The organism is Photobacterium kishitanii, from assembly GCF_003026355.1.
Classification (GTDB): domain Bacteria; phylum Pseudomonadota; class Gammaproteobacteria; order Enterobacterales; family Vibrionaceae; genus Photobacterium; species Photobacterium kishitanii.
In genome coordinates this window covers 18,487-38,195 of the sequence record NZ_PYON01000030.1, presented here as the reverse complement: position 1 = coordinate 38,195, position 19,709 = coordinate 18,487, and the positions used below count along the sequence as shown (strand labels likewise).

19 protein-coding genes are annotated in these 19,709 nt (G+C 41.2%); 8 read left to right on the top strand and 11 right to left on the bottom strand.

Annotation, left to right across the window (positions count from 1 at the left end; all coding sequences use genetic code 11):
- Positions 1-353: 353 nt before the first annotated feature.
- The gene (locus C0W29_RS21690; protein ID WP_155395138.1) at positions 354-497 is read left to right on the top strand and encodes a hypothetical protein; all 144 of its coding nucleotides are present in this window, start codon (positions 354-356) and stop codon (positions 495-497) included.
- Positions 498-722: 225 nt separating this feature from the next.
- On the opposite strand, the gene gmhB is transcribed toward C0W29_RS21690, so the two are convergent.
- The gene (gene gmhB / locus C0W29_RS20575; protein WP_036793453.1) at positions 723-1,280 is read right to left on the bottom strand and encodes a D-glycero-beta-D-manno-heptose 1,7-bisphosphate 7-phosphatase; all 558 of its coding nucleotides are present in this window, start codon (positions 1,278-1,280) and stop codon (positions 723-725) included.
- 292 nt (positions 1,281-1,572) lie between these two features.
- Between gmhB and metN the strand changes: the two genes are divergently transcribed.
- The 7 genes from metN (at position 1,573) to C0W29_RS20540 (ending at position 7,389) form a co-directional block, all read left to right on the top strand.
- On the top strand, positions 1,573-2,607 hold the full coding sequence (gene metN / locus C0W29_RS20570; protein WP_045043513.1) for a methionine ABC transporter ATP-binding protein MetN: 1,035 nt from the start codon (positions 1,573-1,575) through the stop codon (positions 2,605-2,607).
- Positions 2,597-3,283 (top strand): methionine ABC transporter permease, encoded by a 687-nt coding sequence (locus C0W29_RS20565; protein WP_036793449.1) that lies wholly within the window; start codon positions 2,597-2,599, stop codon positions 3,281-3,283. Before metN ends, C0W29_RS20565 begins: the two co-directional genes overlap by 11 nt.
- A gap of 60 nt (positions 3,284-3,343) precedes the next feature.
- Positions 3,344-4,162, top strand: coding sequence for a MetQ/NlpA family lipoprotein (locus tag C0W29_RS20560; RefSeq protein WP_045045789.1), 819 nt, complete (start codon positions 3,344-3,346; stop codon positions 4,160-4,162).
- A 103-nt stretch (positions 4,163-4,265) separates the two neighbouring features.
- On the top strand, positions 4,266-4,967 hold the full coding sequence (gene tsaA, locus C0W29_RS20555) for a tRNA (N6-threonylcarbamoyladenosine(37)-N6)-methyltransferase TrmO (protein WP_036793446.1): 702 nt from the start codon (positions 4,266-4,268) through the stop codon (positions 4,965-4,967).
- A gap of 126 nt (positions 4,968-5,093) precedes the next feature.
- On the top strand, positions 5,094-6,809 hold the full coding sequence (locus tag C0W29_RS20550; protein WP_045043511.1) for a proline--tRNA ligase: 1,716 nt from the start codon (positions 5,094-5,096) through the stop codon (positions 6,807-6,809).
- Positions 6,810-6,993: 184 nt separating this feature from the next.
- Positions 6,994-7,197: a YaeP family protein gene (locus C0W29_RS20545; protein ID WP_036793444.1), complete on the top strand. Its 204-nt coding sequence runs from the start codon at positions 6,994-6,996 to the stop codon at positions 7,195-7,197.
- Between the two features lie 3 nt (positions 7,198-7,200).
- Positions 7,201-7,389: a DUF4250 domain-containing protein gene (locus tag C0W29_RS20540; protein ID WP_045043510.1), complete on the top strand. Its 189-nt coding sequence runs from the start codon at positions 7,201-7,203 to the stop codon at positions 7,387-7,389.
- Positions 7,390-7,483: 94 nt separating this feature from the next.
- On the opposite strand, the gene C0W29_RS20535 is transcribed toward C0W29_RS20540, so the two are convergent.
- The 10 genes from C0W29_RS20535 to C0W29_RS20490 all read right to left on the bottom strand — a co-directional run bounded on the left by C0W29_RS20535 (position 7,484) and on the right by C0W29_RS20490 (position 19,697).
- Complete coding sequence (locus C0W29_RS20535; RefSeq protein WP_045043509.1) at positions 7,484-8,695, bottom strand: aromatic amino acid transporter; 1,212 nt, start codon at positions 8,693-8,695, stop codon at positions 7,484-7,486.
- Positions 8,696-8,871: 176 nt separating this feature from the next.
- Positions 8,872-10,188, bottom strand: coding sequence for a tRNA lysidine(34) synthetase TilS (gene tilS, locus C0W29_RS20530; RefSeq protein ID WP_045043508.1), 1,317 nt, complete (start codon positions 10,186-10,188; stop codon positions 8,872-8,874).
- Between the two features lie 144 nt (positions 10,189-10,332).
- On the bottom strand, positions 10,333-11,292 hold the full coding sequence (gene accA / locus C0W29_RS20525) for an acetyl-CoA carboxylase carboxyl transferase subunit alpha (protein WP_036793438.1): 960 nt from the start codon (positions 11,290-11,292) through the stop codon (positions 10,333-10,335).
- Between the two features lie 71 nt (positions 11,293-11,363).
- Positions 11,364-14,843 carry a DNA polymerase III subunit alpha gene (gene dnaE, locus C0W29_RS20520; protein ID WP_045045788.1) on the bottom strand — a complete coding sequence of 1,160 codons (3,480 nt, stop codon included), beginning with the start codon at positions 14,841-14,843 and terminating at the stop codon, positions 11,364-11,366.
- Between the two features lie 120 nt (positions 14,844-14,963).
- The gene (gene rnhB, locus C0W29_RS20515) at positions 14,964-15,575 is read right to left on the bottom strand and encodes a ribonuclease HII (RefSeq protein WP_045045787.1); all 612 of its coding nucleotides are present in this window, start codon (positions 15,573-15,575) and stop codon (positions 14,964-14,966) included.
- A gap of 5 nt (positions 15,576-15,580) precedes the next feature.
- On the bottom strand, positions 15,581-16,723 hold the full coding sequence (gene lpxB, locus C0W29_RS20510; protein WP_045043506.1) for a lipid-A-disaccharide synthase: 1,143 nt from the start codon (positions 16,721-16,723) through the stop codon (positions 15,581-15,583).
- Positions 16,723-17,511: an acyl-ACP--UDP-N-acetylglucosamine O-acyltransferase gene (gene lpxA / locus C0W29_RS20505; protein ID WP_045043505.1), complete on the bottom strand. Its 789-nt coding sequence runs from the start codon at positions 17,509-17,511 to the stop codon at positions 16,723-16,725. The genes lpxB and lpxA overlap by 1 nt, the downstream gene beginning before the upstream one ends.
- The gene (fabZ, locus tag C0W29_RS20500; RefSeq protein WP_036793428.1) at positions 17,508-17,963 is read right to left on the bottom strand and encodes a 3-hydroxyacyl-ACP dehydratase FabZ; all 456 of its coding nucleotides are present in this window, start codon (positions 17,961-17,963) and stop codon (positions 17,508-17,510) included. Before fabZ ends, lpxA begins: the two co-directional genes overlap by 4 nt.
- A gap of 93 nt (positions 17,964-18,056) precedes the next feature.
- On the bottom strand, positions 18,057-19,085 hold the full coding sequence (lpxD, locus tag C0W29_RS20495) for a UDP-3-O-(3-hydroxymyristoyl)glucosamine N-acyltransferase (protein ID WP_045043504.1): 1,029 nt from the start codon (positions 19,083-19,085) through the stop codon (positions 18,057-18,059).
- 102 nt (positions 19,086-19,187) lie between these two features.
- Positions 19,188-19,697 carry an OmpH/Skp family outer membrane protein gene (locus tag C0W29_RS20490; RefSeq protein ID WP_036793424.1) on the bottom strand — a complete coding sequence of 170 codons (510 nt, stop codon included), beginning with the start codon at positions 19,695-19,697 and terminating at the stop codon, positions 19,188-19,190.
- Between the last annotated feature and the right edge of the window lie 12 nt (positions 19,698-19,709).

The following is a 19,709-nucleotide window of genomic DNA, read 5'->3' as shown; positions in this document are numbered from 1 at the left end:
TGTTAGGCCTGCCGCCAGCGTTCAATCTGAGCCATGATCAAACTCTTCAATTAAAGTTTTGTTGGTCTTTCGACCGGCTCAATAAATACTGACTTTAAATACCTTTTCTTTATAAATAAAGAATGTAAATTAAAGCTTTTTATCATTTAAAAAATGATAATTAAATAACTGTGCCAAAATAACTTGCGTCATTTTGTTTTGGTCACTCAGTTTATTGATAAATCTTTCGACTTAACTATTCAGTGAGTGCCCACACAGATTGCATGGTCAAATTGTTAAAGAACGTACTGACTTTCGGTAACCGCTTGCGCCGTTGTCCGTGTCAGTGAGGTCGCATTATAGGGAGATTTTTGATGCTGACAATAGTTTTTTTACACCAATTCAATCAACTGATTATTTTTAAAGCAACCGTGGTTGTTTTATCTATTTTTCAACCATGTTTAACAATAATTGATGAACGAATTGCTTCACTACCAGTGAAAATAGTTAACTATTAAACATCATTATATTTAAATTTACGGATTGATGACTCTATCTAAAAAGATCAATAGTATTTAAGAGGTGATTTTGAAGGTAAAACTAAGGTGGGAAGATTGTAGTCGTAGTGAGTTGTACACTATATATAGTAGCCTTAATAAATTATCAGTCTTACTGATATTATTAGCTATCACTACAATTATAGGAGCAGCAGTATAACTACTGCTCTTTATATAGCGTTACAATTATGCTTGTTCTGCTAGCCATATTGGAACATTTTTAATGCCGTCAAAAACAGCATCAGCTAAAGCTTCACCTTCTTCAGTAATCGCTTTACCTGTACGTACTAACACTTTTAAAGCGACACCAGCAGCTATTGCTGCTTTCATGTCATCCGCTTTATCGCCAATCATCACAGATTTTGACATATCAATATCTAAATGACTCTCAGCTGATAGCAACATACCTGGATTAGGTTTACGGCAATCACAATCTTGTAAATATTCACCCTTACCCTCTGTTGCATGGTGTGGGCAATAATAAATACCATCAAGTTCAATACCTTGATCTTCGAAATTCCAATCCATCCATTCCGTCAAAGTAATAAACTCGTCTTCACTAAAGAAACCACGAGCAATGCCTGATTGATTAGTGACTAAAACAAGTAAGTAACCCATTTCTTTGAATTTTTTACATGCACCAAAAACACCATCAATGTATTCAAAATCATCAACAGTATGTACATAGCCACGATCAACGTTTATTACGCCATCACGATCAATAAAGACAGCAGGTTTGGCCACAAGAAAGCCCTCAAAAATTAGATATTATGCTGATTATGTCACGAGTTGACATCGAAAAGTATTAGTTATCACGCTTGTGAAGATGATCATGATTACAGCAGACGATATTATAAATCATAATATCCATTTAGACGTCTAGACGTAAAAATAGCTATTGACTTAAAAACCGATTCACCATAGCATCAGTTTAACAGTGGTTAAGATGATTTAACTACAATAACTAATATTTAACAATAAATGCAATATAACATCACTCTCATATAATCATTTCATCTAAGAATCAGGAAGTTCAATGATAGAAATAAAGCAAGTCAACAAAGTGTTCTATCAAGGTGAGAAAGCGATAAATGCGCTAAAAGATATTAATCTCACCATTGAACAAGGAACGATTTTTGGCGTGATTGGTTCATCAGGAGCAGGGAAAAGCACCCTAATCCGTTGTGTGAATTTATTAGAAAAGCCAACCTCAGGTAATGTCATCGTTGATGGTATTGATTTAACACAGCTAGCATCCAGAGACTTAACCTTAGCTCGTCGTAAAATTGGCATGATTTTCCAACATTTTAATTTACTCTCGTCTCGCACCGTATTTGCCAATATTGCATTACCGTTAGAACTTGCTGGCGCTTCAGAACAAGCAATAAAGACTAAAGTGACTGAATTGCTATCACTCGTAGGTTTAGAAGATAAACGTAATAGTTACCCTTCAAATTTAAGTGGTGGTCAAAAACAACGGGTGGCTATTGCACGCGCTTTAGCTTCTGATCCAAAAGTACTCCTATGTGATGAGGCCACCAGCGCCCTCGATCCAGCAACAACACAATCAATCCTAACTTTATTACGTAAGATTAATCAGCAACTTAATTTAACTATTTTATTAATCACTCATGAAATGGATGTAGTTAAACGTATTTGTCATCAAGTTGCGATCATCGGTGATGGTGAGTTGGTTGAACAAGGCCTAGTCGGCGATATTTTTGCACACCCTAAAACAGAGTTAGCGAAAGCATTTATTCGCTCAACATTAGATTTATCTATCCCTGAAGATTATCAATTACGCATGACCCCAACTCCTATAAAGGGAAGCTACCCATTAATTCGACTCGAATTTACTGGTGACTCTGTGGATGCACCTTTAATTAGCCAAGTGGCACGTGAATTTAACCTAGACATCAGTATTCTAAGTTCTGATATGGATTATGCCGGCGGGGTTAAATTTGGGCTGATGCTAGCGGAGTTCTTTGGTACTCAAACCGCTATTGATGATGCAATTACTTTTTTACGTGATCATAAATTAAATGTTGAGGTGCTAGGTTATGTCGCTTGATTCAATAACAACATGGTGGCAGAGCAATCAACGCCTCACTGAATTACTTATCGATGCGCTGGGACAAACATTAACCATGGTGTTAGTTTCAGGTTTGATTGGTTTTCTCATCGGTATTCCACTTGGCGTTGCACTGCACCTAACTAAGAAAAATGGTTTATGGCAAAACCCAATTTTAAATAAAGTACTTGGCATTGTGGTCAATATCGGCCGTTCGATCCCTTTCATTATTTTATTAGTCGCGATTATTCCTTTTACTCGGTTTGTAGTTGGCAGTTCAATCGGAACAGCTGCTGCTATTGTGCCACTGACGGTGGGTGCGATTCCTTTTATTGCTCGTCTCGTTGAAGGAGCATTACTAGAAATTCCTGCGGGATTAATTGAAGCTGCACAAGCAATGGGCGCTACCCCAATGCAGATCATTACCAAAGTACTGCTACCAGAGGCACTACCTGGAATTATTAATGCTGTCACTATTACCTTAGTAACCTTAATCAGTTATTCCGCAATGGCAGGCACTGTTGGTGGCGGCGGTTTAGGCGATGTCGGTATTCGTTACGGCTATCAACGCTTTGATGGCACAGTTATGGCAATCACCGTCATCATGTTAGTTATTTTAGTACAACTTATTCAATCTATTGGTGATCACTTAGTTAAACGTGTTGATCATCGCTAATAACGCAAGTCGTTATTTATAATTACATCATTAGGGAAAGCCCATTTAAGGAGAAATACTATGGCGTTCAATCTTAAACATCTTTTTGCCATTGCTGGCGTCGCTGCTGCTATCACGCTGACGGGTTGTAGTGATCAAGAAACACCCGTTGTTGATAACAATAAAGTGAAAATTGGCGTTATGGCTGGCGCAGAAGAACAAGTTGCAGAAGTTGCAGCTAAACAAGCCAAAGATAAATATGGACTTGATGTTGAATTAGTCACCTTTACTGATTACGTGTCACCCAATGCTGCATTAGCTGAAGGCTCTATTGACGCTAACGCTTTTCAACACAAACCTTATCTTGAGCAACAAATTAAAGATCGTGGTTATAAATTTGCGATTGCTGGGAATACCTTCGTTTACCCTATTGCAGGCTACTCGAATAAAATTAAATCGGTTGATGAATTAAAAGATGGCGATCAAATTTCGGTTCCCAATGATCCGACTAACCTTGGCCGTTCATTATTATTATTACAGCAACAAGGTTTAATTACTCTCAAACCAGATGCGGGTTTGACGGCAACGGTATTAGATATTGTTAACAATCCTAAAAACCTCAAAATCGTTGAATTAGAAGCAGCACAACTGCCGCGTTCATTAGATGATGTTGCCTTAGCGATTATTAATACTACTTATGCGAGTAGCTTAAATCTAACCCCAGAAAAAGACGGCGTGTTTGTTGAAGATAAACAATCACCTTATGTCAATATTATCGTGGCGCGTGAAGACAACGTCAAAGCCGAAAATGTCCAAAAGTTCATTCAGGCTTACCAATCAGACGATGTCTATAATTCAGCCCAAACCATCTTCAATGGCGGTGCCGTTAAAGGCTGGTAATCACAACGATTAGCTATACTGCTATCAAGAGTAGGCCTCATCGCCTGCTCTTTTTTTATGTTATATTATAGAATTATTTTCAGCTTATAATTGGCTTAATTTGATGGCTTATAGCATTGAACCTATCGGTATTATTCACTCTCCTTATAAAGAAAAATTCGCGGTTCCTCGTCAACCAGGATTAGTGCCTAGCGCTCGCTGTGAAGTTGTTTTACAAGATCAAGCTAATTCATTAGACGCGGTACGAGGCATTGAACAATTTAGCCACGTATGGTTACTGTTTTTATTTGATCAAAACTTAGACGCAGGTTGGCGGCCGACGGTACGTCCACCTCGCCTTGGTGGTAATGAACGCATTGGTGTATTTGCCAGTCGTGCTACTTTTCGTCCCAATGGTATCGGCATGTCAGCCGTTAAGTTACAAGGCGTTCGTCATCACAACGGCCAAGTCATTATTGATATTGCCGGTGCAGATCTGGTTGATGGCACTCCAATTATTGATATTAAACCTTATATTCCCTACTCCGACAGCTTGCCTGATGCGTTAGGTGGATTTGCTACCAGCCAACCCTCGACACTAGAAGTACAATTTACACCACAGGCACAACAACAATTAGTCGGTAAACAAGCCGATTATCATCGGGCCGTTATTACTGAAGTGCTAGCGCAAGATCCACGCCCTGCGTATAAAAAAGGCAAAACAGACACCAAGCACTATGCCGTAAATTTATTTGATTTTAATGTTCAGTTTACAGTTACAGAACCTATCATTAGCGTCATTAGTATCGATCCTCTTGTTCAATAATCGCTCCAATGCAGTTATCTTTGGCGAATAGCGCCGAGGCTGGTAATATAACGGGCTATCGTCATCAAACTGACGGGTGGAACATCAGTTCCTTCTCTTTCCTTTTATCAATAACGGATACCATCAATGCGTACCAGTAAATATCTTCTTTCTACCCTGAAGGAGACGCCAAACGACGCAGAAGTCATTAGTCATCAACTAATGCTACGTGCAGGTATGATCCGTAAGTTGGCCTCAGGTCTATACACCTGGCTACCTACCGGTCTACGTGTTCTGCGTAAAGTCGAAAACATCGTTCGCCAAGAAATCGATAATGCGGGCGCAATCGAAACGTTGATGCCCGTTGTTCAACCGTTTGAACTATGGGAAGAGACAGGCCGCTCTGAAAAAATGGGGCCTGAACTACTGCGCTTTACTGACCGTCATATGCGTCCGTTTGTACTTAGCCCTACAGCAGAAGAGGTTATCACTAGCCTTGTGCGTAACGAAGTAAGCTCTTACAAGCAACTTCCGCTAAACCTGTACCAAATCCAGACTAAATTCCGCGATGAACGCCGCCCTCGCTTTGGCGTAATGCGTGCACGTGAATTCTGCATGATGGATGCTTACAGCTTTGATATCGATAAAGACGGCTTACAAAAGTCTTTCGATACAATGCACGCAGCTTACTGTAAAGCCTTTGATCGTATGGGTCTTGAGTACCGTCCAGTATTAGCAGACTCAGGTGCTATCGGTGGTAATGGCTCGCAAGAGTTCCACGTACTAGCAGAAAGTGGCGAAGATTTGATCGCATTCTCTACTGAATCTGATTACGCTGCTAACATCGAAAAAGCCGAAGCAATTGCACCAGCTGTTGAGCGTGCAGAGCCAACGCAAGCAATGACTGTTGTTGATACACCAAATGCGAAAACTATCGCAGAATTAGTTGAGCAACACGGTATTGCTATCGAGAAAACAGTTAAGACACTATTCGTTAAAGCGTCTGATGAAATCGATGCGCCTATCGTGGCATTAATCATTCGTGGTGATCACGAGCTTAACGAAATCAAAGCCGAAAACCTGGCAGAAGTTGCTGCTCCATTAGAGATGGCTACCGAAGAACAAATGCGTGAACTGATCGGTGCAGGCGCGGGTTCTCTAGGTCCTGTTGGTCTAGATCTGCCTATTATCGTTGACCACAGTGTTGCGGTAATGAGTGACTTTGCTGCGGGTGCGAATATCGATGGCAAACACAACTTCGGTATCAACTGGGGTCGTGACGTTGAGCTAGGTCGCGTTGATGATCTACGTAACGTAGTAGAAGGCGATCCAAGCCCATGTGGTCAAGGTACGCTAATGCTAAAACGTGGTATCGAAGTGGGTCATATCTTCCAGTTAGGTACCACCTACTCTGATAAGATGAACTGTAGCGTTCTAGATTCAAACGGTAAAAGCTCTATCCTAGAGATGGGTTGTTACGGTATCGGTGTATCGCGTGTGGTAGCCTCAGCTATCGAACAAAACAACGATAAATACGGCATTATCTGGCCTGACGCACTAGCGCCTTTCCAAGTTGCAATCGTACCAATGAACATGCACAAATCAGAGCGCGTTCAAGAAGCAGCAGAAAAGCTATATGCTGATCTTACTGCAATGGGTATCGAAGTATTATTTGATGATCGTAAAGAACGTCCAGGCGTCATGTTCTCTGATATGGAACTAATCGGTATTCCTCACACTATCGTGATTGGTGATCGTAGCCTTGAAAACGGTGAGATGGAATATAAGAACCGTCGTACTGGTACTAAAGAAGCAGTTATTGCTGCTGATATCATGGACTTTCTTAAGCAAAAAATGGCTTAATTAAAAATCCTGTTATTTTAAAAAGCTGCCGATTATGGCGGCTTTTTTTATAGCTAAATAATCACAAACGTTTTTTATCTCGATTAACGCTATGCTAATATTTAGCCCAATAACAGCCTAAGTATCTTCACGTAAGATCATTCTATTGTGATCTTATGTGAATATTTTTAGCAAAGGAAAGACCATGCAAGTTTATCAATGCTGCGAGTTAATTCGAATTACTTACTCCCAAATCGGCAGCGGTGATCAAGGCTATATTCCAACCGCGATCAAGTGTGCAATTAAAACCTTGGATGATATTGCTGCTAATACTGAGCTACCACTCGCTGTACGAGAGCAAGCTGCTTTTGCTGCGGCCAACCTACTGATTAGCGATCACGAGGATTAAGAGATGGATTTATCAAAATTTGAAACCATGGACACTGTGATGCTGATGAGTATTGTCAATATGAAAATTCGCGATGAATTTAATACTCTTGATGATCTAGTCAAATTCTTTGATATCAACCGTGACCAATTAATCGCAAAATTAGCAACGAGCGGATTTGATTTCTTACCTGAAGTGCAACAGTTTCGTTAATGGATACTCATCAATAACAGATAAATAAAAACGGCACTTATAGTGCCGTTTTTTTATGTCCATTAAACAAGATCTATTCTGTTTAGCGACTCAATTATCCTTTTAATATAGGCAATACATCCGCCATCGCTAATAGATGAAAACAAGCAGTTAATACGCCAAATATCATCACAGCGTACACAGTAACATTACCGCCAGGTACCACAAATCCTTGTAATTCAGGCTGACGTTGTCGAAGTTTTTTCGCTAATAATGCTGGAATAATGCAAGTCCAAATCGTTGCCGCAGCCCCTGCTAATCCAATTGCCGCCACAAAACCAAATGGAGCAAATAATGAAAACACTAATGGTGGAATAAAAGTAACGCCCCAAGCTTTAAAACGCCCTTGCTTAGTGTCTTCAAAACCAAATAAATCAGCTAGGTAATCAAATACCCCTAAGCCAACCCCTATAAACGATGACACTACTGCCGCAATTGAGAAAATATTAAGTGCCTGTTTAACACTGTTAGAGTTCACCACTCCACCTAAAGCTGTCATTAAAGCATCGACACTACCACCAGCTGCAACAATCGGCCCAAATTGAGTACGTGGTAAATTACCAAAAATACATACCACCCAAATTACATAAAAAGTTAATGCTATTAAGGTACCGCCTAAAATGGCATTTTTAGCTCGATTTTCATCACGGTAATAATCACGCATCGTACTTACAGAGTGATGATACCCAAAAGAGGTTAATGCAACAGGCAAGATCGCCAGTGCATAGGGAGAAAGGTCAGCTTGTGAATCGATACTATCAAGTAAAGTAGGCAATTGGATATTGGTAGCAAGGCCTGAAATGCCAATCACAAAGCTGATGATCATAAATAAGATCAATAAAACTGAAATGCGATCAACGGCACGGGTTGAGTGAAGTACAAACACAGAAGAAGCGATCACAAACAATACCGAAGCCAATTTAGCATTGATATCAAGTAAGCCGCCAAAAATCATACCTGATGAAGAGATATAAGCATAAAGCAGAATACCGCCAACAAAATACAATGACAAGTTATTGATTAAATTGACTTTTCCTTTGAGTACATCTTTAGTGATAGTGTTAAATGAAACTTTAAACTCATAATGCTTTAATGCTTCAAGTAATAACCAGCCAGATAATGTCATCATTACCATCGTTACTGAGATCGCAAGCACTGTCCATAATGTCCATGCTCCAGCACCAGCACTTGGTAATCCAAGCATACCTGCGCCTACGCATACACTCGCTATAATGCATGCACCTCCAAGTGTCGATGGTTTACTCATATTCTATCCTTCATTGCCATTACTATGTATCAGTGAACTAGTACGATAATATGCATCGAACATTTTAGCAACAAAAGAATATCCATCTGAATAAATATTTATTTAACAGCTGCATATGTTAAAAAAATTAACATCTGCAGCCTAATAGCTAAAGGTAATTCCAATCAACTCAGCGCTTATAAACGCTGCCATTCAAACTGGACTGCCGTCGTTGTTGTCGCAGAGACAACAAACTCTTCAACCACAAACACGCCAGCTATCGCAACCAATTGCTCGCCATAAAATAACATCGGTGTACGCCGACGCAACCAACTCGGCACCTGATACTCTTGGAGCAATTTTTTAAATTTGCGCTTACCACTGCGCCCTTGAGGTTTTATTTCTGGGCCAGAGTAATCAAATCTCACTGAAACTAATTCATCAGCTTTAGGAGGCCGTAAAGTTGCTAAGGGAGTCTCTTTTAAACAAACCTGACCGAGATCCTGTGGTAATTGACATGCTTGATTGGTGATCAACGTTTGCTGCCAATGACTAATATCAGGCCATTGTTGCAATAAATACAACTGCTGTTGATAACGACGTAATTGATATTGCTGCCAACACACTTGCGGATTAGCATCATTTTTTGCCTGTACGAGGTTAAACCAAATTTGTTCAAGCTGGGCCAGTGAAGGCATAATCACAGCTTGTTGTTTTAACCACTGTCGAATCAAAGCCATTCCTAAACGGGCACTGATATTATCAGTAATCAATAAACTGCCATCGGTTTGCACAGCTTGGTGTAAATGAAAGCTCAGCAACTCTTCTAACAAACCTTCTTGTTCACCGCATAAATGTGCACTTCGAGTGACAGCTTTACGTATACCTGGCCAACGATCGTTGAGCAGTGGTGTTATTTGATGGCGAATGAAATTGCGATCATAACGCTGATCTTGATTACTTTCATCTTCAACCCACTGCAACTTATGTTGTGCGCCATAAGCTTCTATCTCTGTACGACTAATCGTTAGTAACGGTCGTAAATGTTGTCCGGCGGCAAAGGTAGTTAACACCGGCATTGCTGCCAACCCCGCAGGACCACTACCGCGTTTTAATGCTAGTAATACTGTTTCAATTTGATCATCAGCATGTTGTGCTGTTAGCAATGTATCGCCACATTGAATATGCTTGGCTAATGCTTGATAACGCGCCTCACGAGCAGCTTGCTCAACACTGATCCCACGACCTAATACACACTGTACTCGTTCAATATTACAACTGACACCACAGCTTGCAGCCCAAGTAACACATTGTTGAGCCCACGTATCAGCATTAGTACTAAGCCCATGATGAACATAAACAGCATGAGCGCAATAATCACGATGATCACTAATAAATCGAGCTAATAAATCCAGCATTACCCGTGAATCTAACCCACCACTTAACGCTAACACTAGCCGTTTAGTCTTGGGGGAATTGGCGAGTATTTGATGACAAAAATGAGAATACAACATCGGCTTATATCTTCAAAAAACAGATTATCTAGTCTATACCAGCAATGCATTAACCAACACCGACAAACAGCACTGATTGATATAAACATATAAAAAAAGGCCAGCATGCATGCTGACCTTCTTTAGGCGTATAACCAACAATGATTAACAGTAACCGTAGCTCATTAAACGCTGGTAACGACGTTCAAGTAGTGCTTCAGTATCAAGCTGATCTAACTCTTCTAATGTCGCTTTAATTTGGGCTTTTAACGTATTTGCCATTAATGGCACATTACGATGCGCACCACCCAATGGTTCTTCGATAATATTATCGATCAACTCAAGCTCTTTCAAACGTGGAGCTGTAAGTCCCATTGCTTCAGCAGCTTGTGGGGCTTTATCAGCATCACGCCATAAGATTGATGCGCAACCTTCAGGTGAAATAACTGAATAAGTAGAGTATTGCAACATGTTAACGCAATCACCAACACCAATTGCTAACGCACCACCAGAACCACCTTCACCAACCACATTACAAATAACAGGTACAGTAAGACCGGCCATTGCTTTTAAGTTAGCGGCAATCGCTTCTGATTGACCACGTTCTTCTGCACCGACACCAGGATAGGCACCAGCAGTATCGATAAAAGTAACAACCGGCATTTTAAAACGCTCAGCCATTTTCATGAGGCGTAACGCTTTACGATAACCTTCAGGTTTTGGCATGCCAAAGTTACGTTTAACTTTTTCAGTCGTACCGCGACCTTTTTGATGACCAATAACCATAATTGGACGACCATCAATACGTGCAATACCGCCAACTAACGCTTTATCGTCAGCAAAAGCACGATCACCGGCTAATTCATCAAACTCTTCGAACATGTGCTCTACATAATCAAAAGTATATGGGCGCTGAGGATGGCGTGCGAGTTGCGCAACCTGCCAGGCACCAAGATCACCAAAGATTTTCTTAGTTAATTCGAGGCTTTTCTTTTCTAGTTGCTCAATTTCTTTTTCAAGATCAACCGAATTAGATTCATCACGACGTGAAACATCACGTAGTGCTTCAATCTTTGCTTCTAATTCTGCAATCGGCTGTTCAAACTCGAGGAAGTTCAGGCTCATACCACTTAAAATCCTTTTGCTTATTTTAATGATAGGGTTTTGTTATACCCTACCACAAATAATAAGCTAACTTAATTAAACTCAAGCTCGACCTGCTTATCACCTAAGAGCATTTTTAAATCCGATAATAATTTATCGGCAGGCGTTACGCGCCACTCTGTTCCTAGGGTAAACTTGGCCCGAGCATTCGAGCGCTGATAATACATATGTACAGGCACTGTACCTGCTCTATGCGGTTCCAGCACTTGGCTGAAACGGGAAAAAAATTGTTCGTCGATTTGCTCTTCTGTTACTGAAATAGCGACCCCACGAAGATGTTTTTCTCGTGCTTCTGAAATATCGAGTACTTCACGTGCTGACATTCTAAGGCCACCATTGAAATCATCAAAGCTGACCTGTCCAGATACGACCACTATTTTATCTTTTTCGAGCAAATCAATGTAACGATCGAGAGCATCGGTGAATAACATCACTTCCATGCGGCCCGAACGATCATCTAATGTCATTAAACCAATTCGGCTGCCACGCTTAGTGGTCATAACACGAGCAGCAATAACCAGCCCGGCAACAGAAGCGACTTTATCACGCCCTGTTTGCTGAGCATCTTTTAAACGCCAAGTAGTGTAATGCTTTAATTCTGAGATGTAGGCATTAATCGGATGACCCGTTAAGTATAATCCTAATGTTTCACGCTCACCTTCAAGCCAAACACTTTCAGGCGCTTCTGCAATATTAGCATAAGCATGTTCAACTTCTTCAGGTGCAGCGGTTAAAACACCAAACAAATCCTCTTGACCTGATGCTTCTGCTTTATGATGTTGACTTGCTGCTTTAATTGCATCATCAAGGGTCGCTAACATTGCTGCTCGGTTAGGTCCTAAACGATCTAATGCTCCCGATTTAATTAACTTCTCAAGCACACGTTTATTAACCTTTTTAGTATCAATACGCGCACAAAAATCAAATAAATCTTTAAAATGGCCGTCTTTTTCACGGGCACTAATGATATTTTCAATCGGCCCTTCACCAACACCTTTAACCGCACCAATACCATAAACAACCGCACCGTCCTCATCGACATTAAATCGATACAGGCCTTTGTTAACATCCGGCGGTAACAACTTTAGCTTCATGCGGTGACATTCATCAACCAAACTAATGATCTTATCGGTATTATCCATATCTGCCGTCATTACCGCCGCCATAAACTCAGCAGGATAATGGGCTTTAAGCCATAAGGTTTGGTACGACACTAACGCATAAGCAGCTGAGTGTGATTTGTTAAAACCATAACCGGCAAATTTCTCTACCAAGTCAAAGATTTTCATCGATAACTCGCCATCGACACCGTTATCAATAGCACCTTGCTCAAATACAGCCCGCTGTTTCGCCATTTCTGATGGTTTTTTCTTACCCATCGCACGACGTAACATGTCGGCACCACCGAGGGTGTAGCCTGCCAGTACCTGTGCGATCTGCATTACCTGTTCTTGATACAGAATAATGCCGTAAGTGGGATCAAGAATTTCTTTTAACGACTCATGTTGCCATTTTTCATCAGGGTAAGATACCGCTTCGCGGCCATGCTTACGGTCGATGAAGTTATCTACCATGCCTGATTGCAACGGACCTGGGCGGAACAATGCCACCAAAGCGATCATATCTTCAAAACAGTCAGGTTGCAGACGTTTGATCAAATCCTTCATACCACGGGATTCGAGCTGGAATACCGCAGTTGATTCAGAGCGTTGCAACATATCAAATGACTTTTTATCTGCCATCGGAATTGCAGCAATATTAACCGGCTCTAACCCTTGCTCAATACGGCGAGGGTTGATCATTGCTAACGCCCAATCAATGATGGTTAATGTCCGTAAACCTAAGAAGTCGAACTTCACTAAGCCTGCGGTTTCTACATCATTTTTATCAAATTGGGTGACGGGGTTATTACCTTCAGCATCACAATATAATGGCGCAAAATCAGTGATCGTCGTTGGTGAAATTACCACACCACCTGCGTGTTTACCTGCGTTACGCGTTACACCTTCAAGAATGCGACACATATCAATCAGATCACGAATTTCTTCGTCGGCTTCATACGATTGGCCTAATTGAGGTTCAACTTCAAAGGCTTTTTCCAATGTCATTCCAGGTTCTGCTGGAATTAATTTAGAAATGCGATCGACAAAACCATACGGATGTCCAAGCACACGACCGACATCACGAATAACTGCTTTAGCTGCCATGGTACCAAAGGTAATGATCTGCGATACCGCATCACGACCATACATTTCAGCCACGTGATCGATCACTAAATCACGCTTATCCATACAAAAATCGATATCGAAATCGGGCATCGATACACGTTCAGGGTTCAAGAATCGTTCGAAAAGCAAGTCAAATTCTAGCGGATCGAGATCGGTGATTTTAAGCGCGTAGGCCACTAATGAACCAGCACCAGACCCTCGACCAGGTCCTACAGGCACATCATTATCTTTTGACCACTGAATAAACTCCATAACAATCAAGAAGTAACCAGGGAAACCCATTTGGTTAACTACTTTTAATTCGATATCGAGACGTTCATCATATTCAGGGCGACGCTGAGCACGCACTTCAGGATCAGGGAATAAAAACGCTAAACGCTCTTCAAGTCCCTGTTTAGATTTAGCGATCAAAAAGTCTTCAATACTCATGTCACCAGTAGGGAAATTCGGCAGGAAATATTCCCCTAAACGCACAGTAACATTACACCGCTTAGCGATTTCTACCGAGTTTTGCAATGCCTCAGGAATATCGGCAAACAGCTCACACATTTCATCTTCACTGCGCAAATACTGCTGATCACTATAAAGCTTTGGTCGATTAGGATCGACCATGGTGTAGCCATCATGAATAGCAACTCGAATCTCATGGGCATCAAATTGATCAGCACGAAGCAAGCGCACATCATTGGTGGCAACTACCGGTAAATCATATTTTTCTGCTAATTCAATTGCAAAATGAAGATAAGCATCTTCATCGATACGGCCAGTACGCACCAACTCTAAATAATAGTTGTCTAGGAAATAAGTTTGATAAAAAGCAACACAAGCATCCGTTAGCTGTTGATTGCCTTTTAGTAATGCACGCCCGACATCTCCCGTTCTACCACCAGATAAAATAATTAACCCTTCACGATGCTTAATGAGCCATTCTTTATCAATCACAGGCTGATGTTGAACATGGCCACGCTGATAAGCTTCTGAAATTAATAATGTCAGGTTTTTATAACCTTCATTATTGGCAGCGAGAATGGTGAGTTCAAATAATTCATCGCCCATTTCTTGGCTTTGTACTTTAAAATCAGCACCAATAATCGGCTTGATACCCTCATCGTGGGCAGCAAAATAAAACTTCACCAAACCACATAGGTTAGTGAAATCGGTGAGAGCCAATGCTGGCATGCCAAGTTCAGCAGCGCGCTTAACGATAGGTTTCACTTTCGCCAAGCCATCGATCATTGAATAATCACTATGAACTCGAAGGTGGATAAAACGTGGTTCTGCCATGACAACCTAATTCATTACATTACTTAATTAACAAAAATTATACCCGATCGAGCAGCAATTCGTCGTATAAAAAAAGGCGAGACCAAATGGTTCGCCTTTTTATCACGCAATCAGAGCTACTTAATCAAGACCCAATACGCGCTTAACTGGTTTAAAACTTTTTCGATGTTGTTCAATCGCACCATATTGCTCTAATGCTGCAAAATGGGCTTTGGTTGGATAACCTTTGTGCTTCGCAAAACCATACTGCGGAAATTCAGCATCAAGAGCTTCCATTTCCCTATCACGAGTAACTTTAGCAATAATTGACGCAGCACTGATCTCTGCAACCCGTAAATCCCCTTTCACTACCGCTTGTGCCGCCATCGGTAATGCTGGAATTTTATTACCATCAATCAATACAAAATCAGGCTCAATGTTAAGCCCAGCAACTGCTCGCTGCATAGCAACCATGGTAGCTTGTAGAATATTAAGCTGGTCAATTTCATCAGCTTCACAACGGCCAAGTGACCACGCTAGTGCTTTTTGCTTAATTTCATCAAACAACAAATTACGCTTTTTTTCACTGAGCTTTTTAGAATCGGTTAGTCCAACAATAGGATTATTAGGATCTAAAATCACCGCCGCCGTCACTACAGCACCCACTAATGGGCCACGACCAACTTCATCTACTCCCGCAATACACTCTGCTTGCGGATATACAAAAGGAGGATATTCTTGCTTTTCAGCCATTACAACTATGCCTTATCGATTAATGCCAATACAGCCTGTGCCGCTTGCTCATCAGCATTACAACGAATGGTTTTATGCATTTGTTCAAACTGCGCCATCAATGCTGTGGTATCGCCATAAAGGATTTTATCAACTTCGTGATACAGCTTGTCAGGGGTACAATCTTCCTGAAGTAGCTCGGTAACTAATTCACGATCAGCCATAATATTAGGTAACGACACATACTTAGTCTTTAACATCCGCTTAGCTATCCAAGCAGTTAATGGCTTCACTTTATAGCCAACAACCATTGGTCGCTTAACAAGCATACATTCTAAGGCCACCGTACCTGAGGCTAATAATACCGCATCAGCGGCAATCATCACATTACGGGCAGTATCATCAACTAACACAAAATCTAATTCAGGTGCAACCTGCTGCCATGTTTGTTCAAATTGAGCACGGCGTTTTTGATTAACCAACGCCACCACAAAACCTAGCTCAGAATGTTTCGCTTTAAGTTTTTTGCAGGTTTCAATAAACGGCTCTGCAAGCATTGCCATTTCACTGCCACGACTACCAGGTAGCACAGCTAACCAACGTTTTGTCGGGTCTAATCCAAGTAATTCACGTGCAGCAGCTTGATCGGTTTGCAATGGAATAGCATCTGCCATGGTATGACCCACAAACTGACACGGTACATTGAATTTATCGTAAAACGCTTTTTCAAACGGCAAAAATGCCAAGACTAAGTTAGTTGCTGCTTCAATTTTAAAGATCCGTTTTTGACGCCATGCCCATACCGATGGGCTGACATAATGTACGGTTTTAATACCACGATCTTTTAAATCTTTTTCAAGCCTTAAATTAAAATCAGGCGCATCAATACCCACAAAGACATCGGGAGGGTTATCACTAAAGTATTGCACTAACTCAGCTTTAACTTTAAATAACCGCGGTAGCCGTCCAAGGACCTCGACGATCCCCATTACAGCTAACTCTTCCATATCAAACAGCGCTTCACAGCCTTGAGCTTGCATGCGAGGACCCGCAACACCGACAAATTCAGCATCGGGGTATTGCGCTTTTACGGCTTTAATAAAACCGGCACCTAAAATATCGCCAGAAATTTCTCCGGCGACAATAGCTATTCGAAGAGGCTTCGTCATTAGCGAATAATACCGCGTTCTGAATTATCGAGTAATTCAGAAAAACGTCCAACTGACGGCCAATCTTTAGCCATTTCAGCGAGTACGGGCTTCACTTCTGCCAAAGTTTTACCTGAACGATAAATCTCTTTATAAGCACGGCGAATAGCATGTAACTCTGGTTTTTCAAACCCGTTACGCTGTAAACCAACAATATTTAGTCCAAATGGCTTGGCGTGGTTACCTTGTGCTAACACATAGGGGGGTACATCTTGTACTACCGCAGAACAACCGCCAATATAGCTATATGCACCAACTGTACAGAATGGATGAATAGCAGATAACGCCATTACGCCAGCATAATCACCAACAGTGACATGACCACCTAAAATAGAGTTGTTACCAATATGAGTATGATTGCCAACAACCACATCATGGGCAATATGGGCATTCACACACAGCAAGTTGTCGTTACCAACAACAGTAACACCTTTATCTTGGGTCGTACCACGGTGGATCTGTACACTTTCACGGATCACATTACGATCACCGATTTCTAAGCGTGTCGCTTCACCGCTAAACTTCTTGTCTTGACACTCTTCACCAACAACAGCAAATGGGAAAATACGATTATCTTTACCGATAACCGTTGGTCCTTTGATAACGACATGAGACATCACCTCAGTGCCTTCACCAATCTCAACCCCTGTTGCAATATAGGTAAATGGGCCAACAGTAACGTTAGCGCCAATGATCACTCCATCTTCAATTACTGCAGATGGATGAATTTTCGCACTTTCATGAATCATGAGAATACTCGTCTCGCACACTTAAGTTCAGCTGAACACACAGTTTCGCCATCAACTTTAGCGATACCATTAAATAACGCGATACCACGACGTTCTTTAATAAATTCAACTTCTAGAATCAGTTGATCGCCTGGAACGACTGGCTTACGAAACTTTGCTTTATCAATACTTGCAAAGTAGTACAGCTCGTTTTCCTCTGGCGCACCAAAGGTTTTAAATGCTAACAAACCTGTTGCTTGTGCCATCGCTTCTAAAATCAATACGCCAGGAAATACCGGCATCTTAGGGAAATGACCCGTAAACTGAGGTTCATTGACAGAAACATTTTTGATGGCTGTTAAGGTTTTACCTTCATCATAATTCGTTACACGGTCAATCATAAGAAATGGGTAACGGTGAGGAAGAAGTTCCTGAATTTCGGTGATGTTTAACGTCTTATTTTCGGTCGTCAAAACTAAATTCCTGTCTTAAAAACATTTAAAAAAATATGCGATGAAAATGAAAATGGCCTACACAAAGGCAGGCCAATCAATACTGATGAATAATTATTCGTCTTTAGCAGCCAGTTGTTTTTCAACCGCCTTGAGACGTTTATTCATATCATCAATACGATGAACCCGGGTAGCTGTTCGGCGCCACTCTTTATTAGGTTGCAGCGGAATACCTGAAGAATACATGCCTTTTTCTTCAATACTACGCATCACCATTCCCATGCCAGTGATTGTTACGCCATCAGCAATCTTAATATGACCATTAAGTACAGAAGCGCCACCAATAATACAATACTTACCGATGGTAGTACTGCCAGCAACAATAGTACCACCTGCCATCGCCGTACCATATCCGATCTGCACGTTATGAGCGATTTGCATTTGATTATCAATAATTACGTTATCAGCAATAATAGTATCTTCTAATGCACCACGGTCAATAGTAGTACACGCACCAATTTCAACGCGATCGCCAATGCGTACAGAACCAAGCTGTGGAATCTTAACCCACTCGCCTTTATCATTAGCATAGCCGAAACCATCAGCACCGATAACAGTGCTTGACTGCACTAAGCAGTGAGCACCTAGTACTACATTATGATAAATAGTTACATTAGCCCAAAGTTTGGTGTTATTACCAATCATGGCATTTTTACCAATAAAACAGCCCGCACCAATTTGAACGTTATCGCCCAACTGTACGCCAGCTTCAATCACTGCATTGTGACCAATAGCAACATTACTACCAAGAGTTACGGTTGGATCAACATAGGCTGAAGCAGCAATATCGGTTGCAGCAGCTGGAGTCGTATCTAGAAGTTGAGCCACTAATGCATAGCTAAGATAAGGGTCTTTTACAACTAACATATTGCCGTTGAAAAACTCAACATCCGCTTCTCGTAGCATTACTGCATCCGCTTGACACTCACTAAGCTGTTGACGGTACTTGCTATCAGAAAGGAACGTTATTTGCCCTGTAGCAGCCTTGCCCATCGCAGCAATAGAGTGAACTTCAGTTGTGCCATCGCCATGTAGCTCAGCACCTAATTTATCCGCTAATTCAGCAAGAGTAATTACAGCCATTTTATTCTATCTCTCTTGTAACAACAGCCACACAAGGTGGCTGTTAGATCAAAAGTTGTAGCTAAGCCTGTCAGCTACAACGTTTACCACAGAGCTACTGTTTTACTTTACGGCAGCAATAACTTTAGATGATAAGTCATCGCTCTTACTTGCAAACAATACCGCTTGTGCATCAAGTACAACATTATAGCCATTTTTCTTCGCTACAGTGTCGATAGCTGTACGGATTTTCTTAACTAGCTTCTGCTCTTCTTCCATGCCACGACGGCGCTGATCTTCAGAAAGTGCTTGTGCTTTTAGTTTGTAATCAGAGTCAAGTTGCGCAAGCTCACGTTGTAGCTTTTGACGATTTTCGGGAGTCATTAACTCACCATCACGCTTCAATTTATCGATTTTGGTCTTCATTTTACCTTCAATCGAACGTAAAGCTGCCACACGGCCACTAAACTCTTTTTGCAGTTTTTCTTGTACATTGTAACGTGCTGCTAGCTCAGACATTGCCTGACCTGTCGACACATAACCAATTTTTTGTGCTGCTTCTGCTGCATTAGCATACATAGATGAAGATAAAATCACTAAACCTAAACTTGCTGCTTTAATCCACTGTTTCAAAAGATTCTCCTT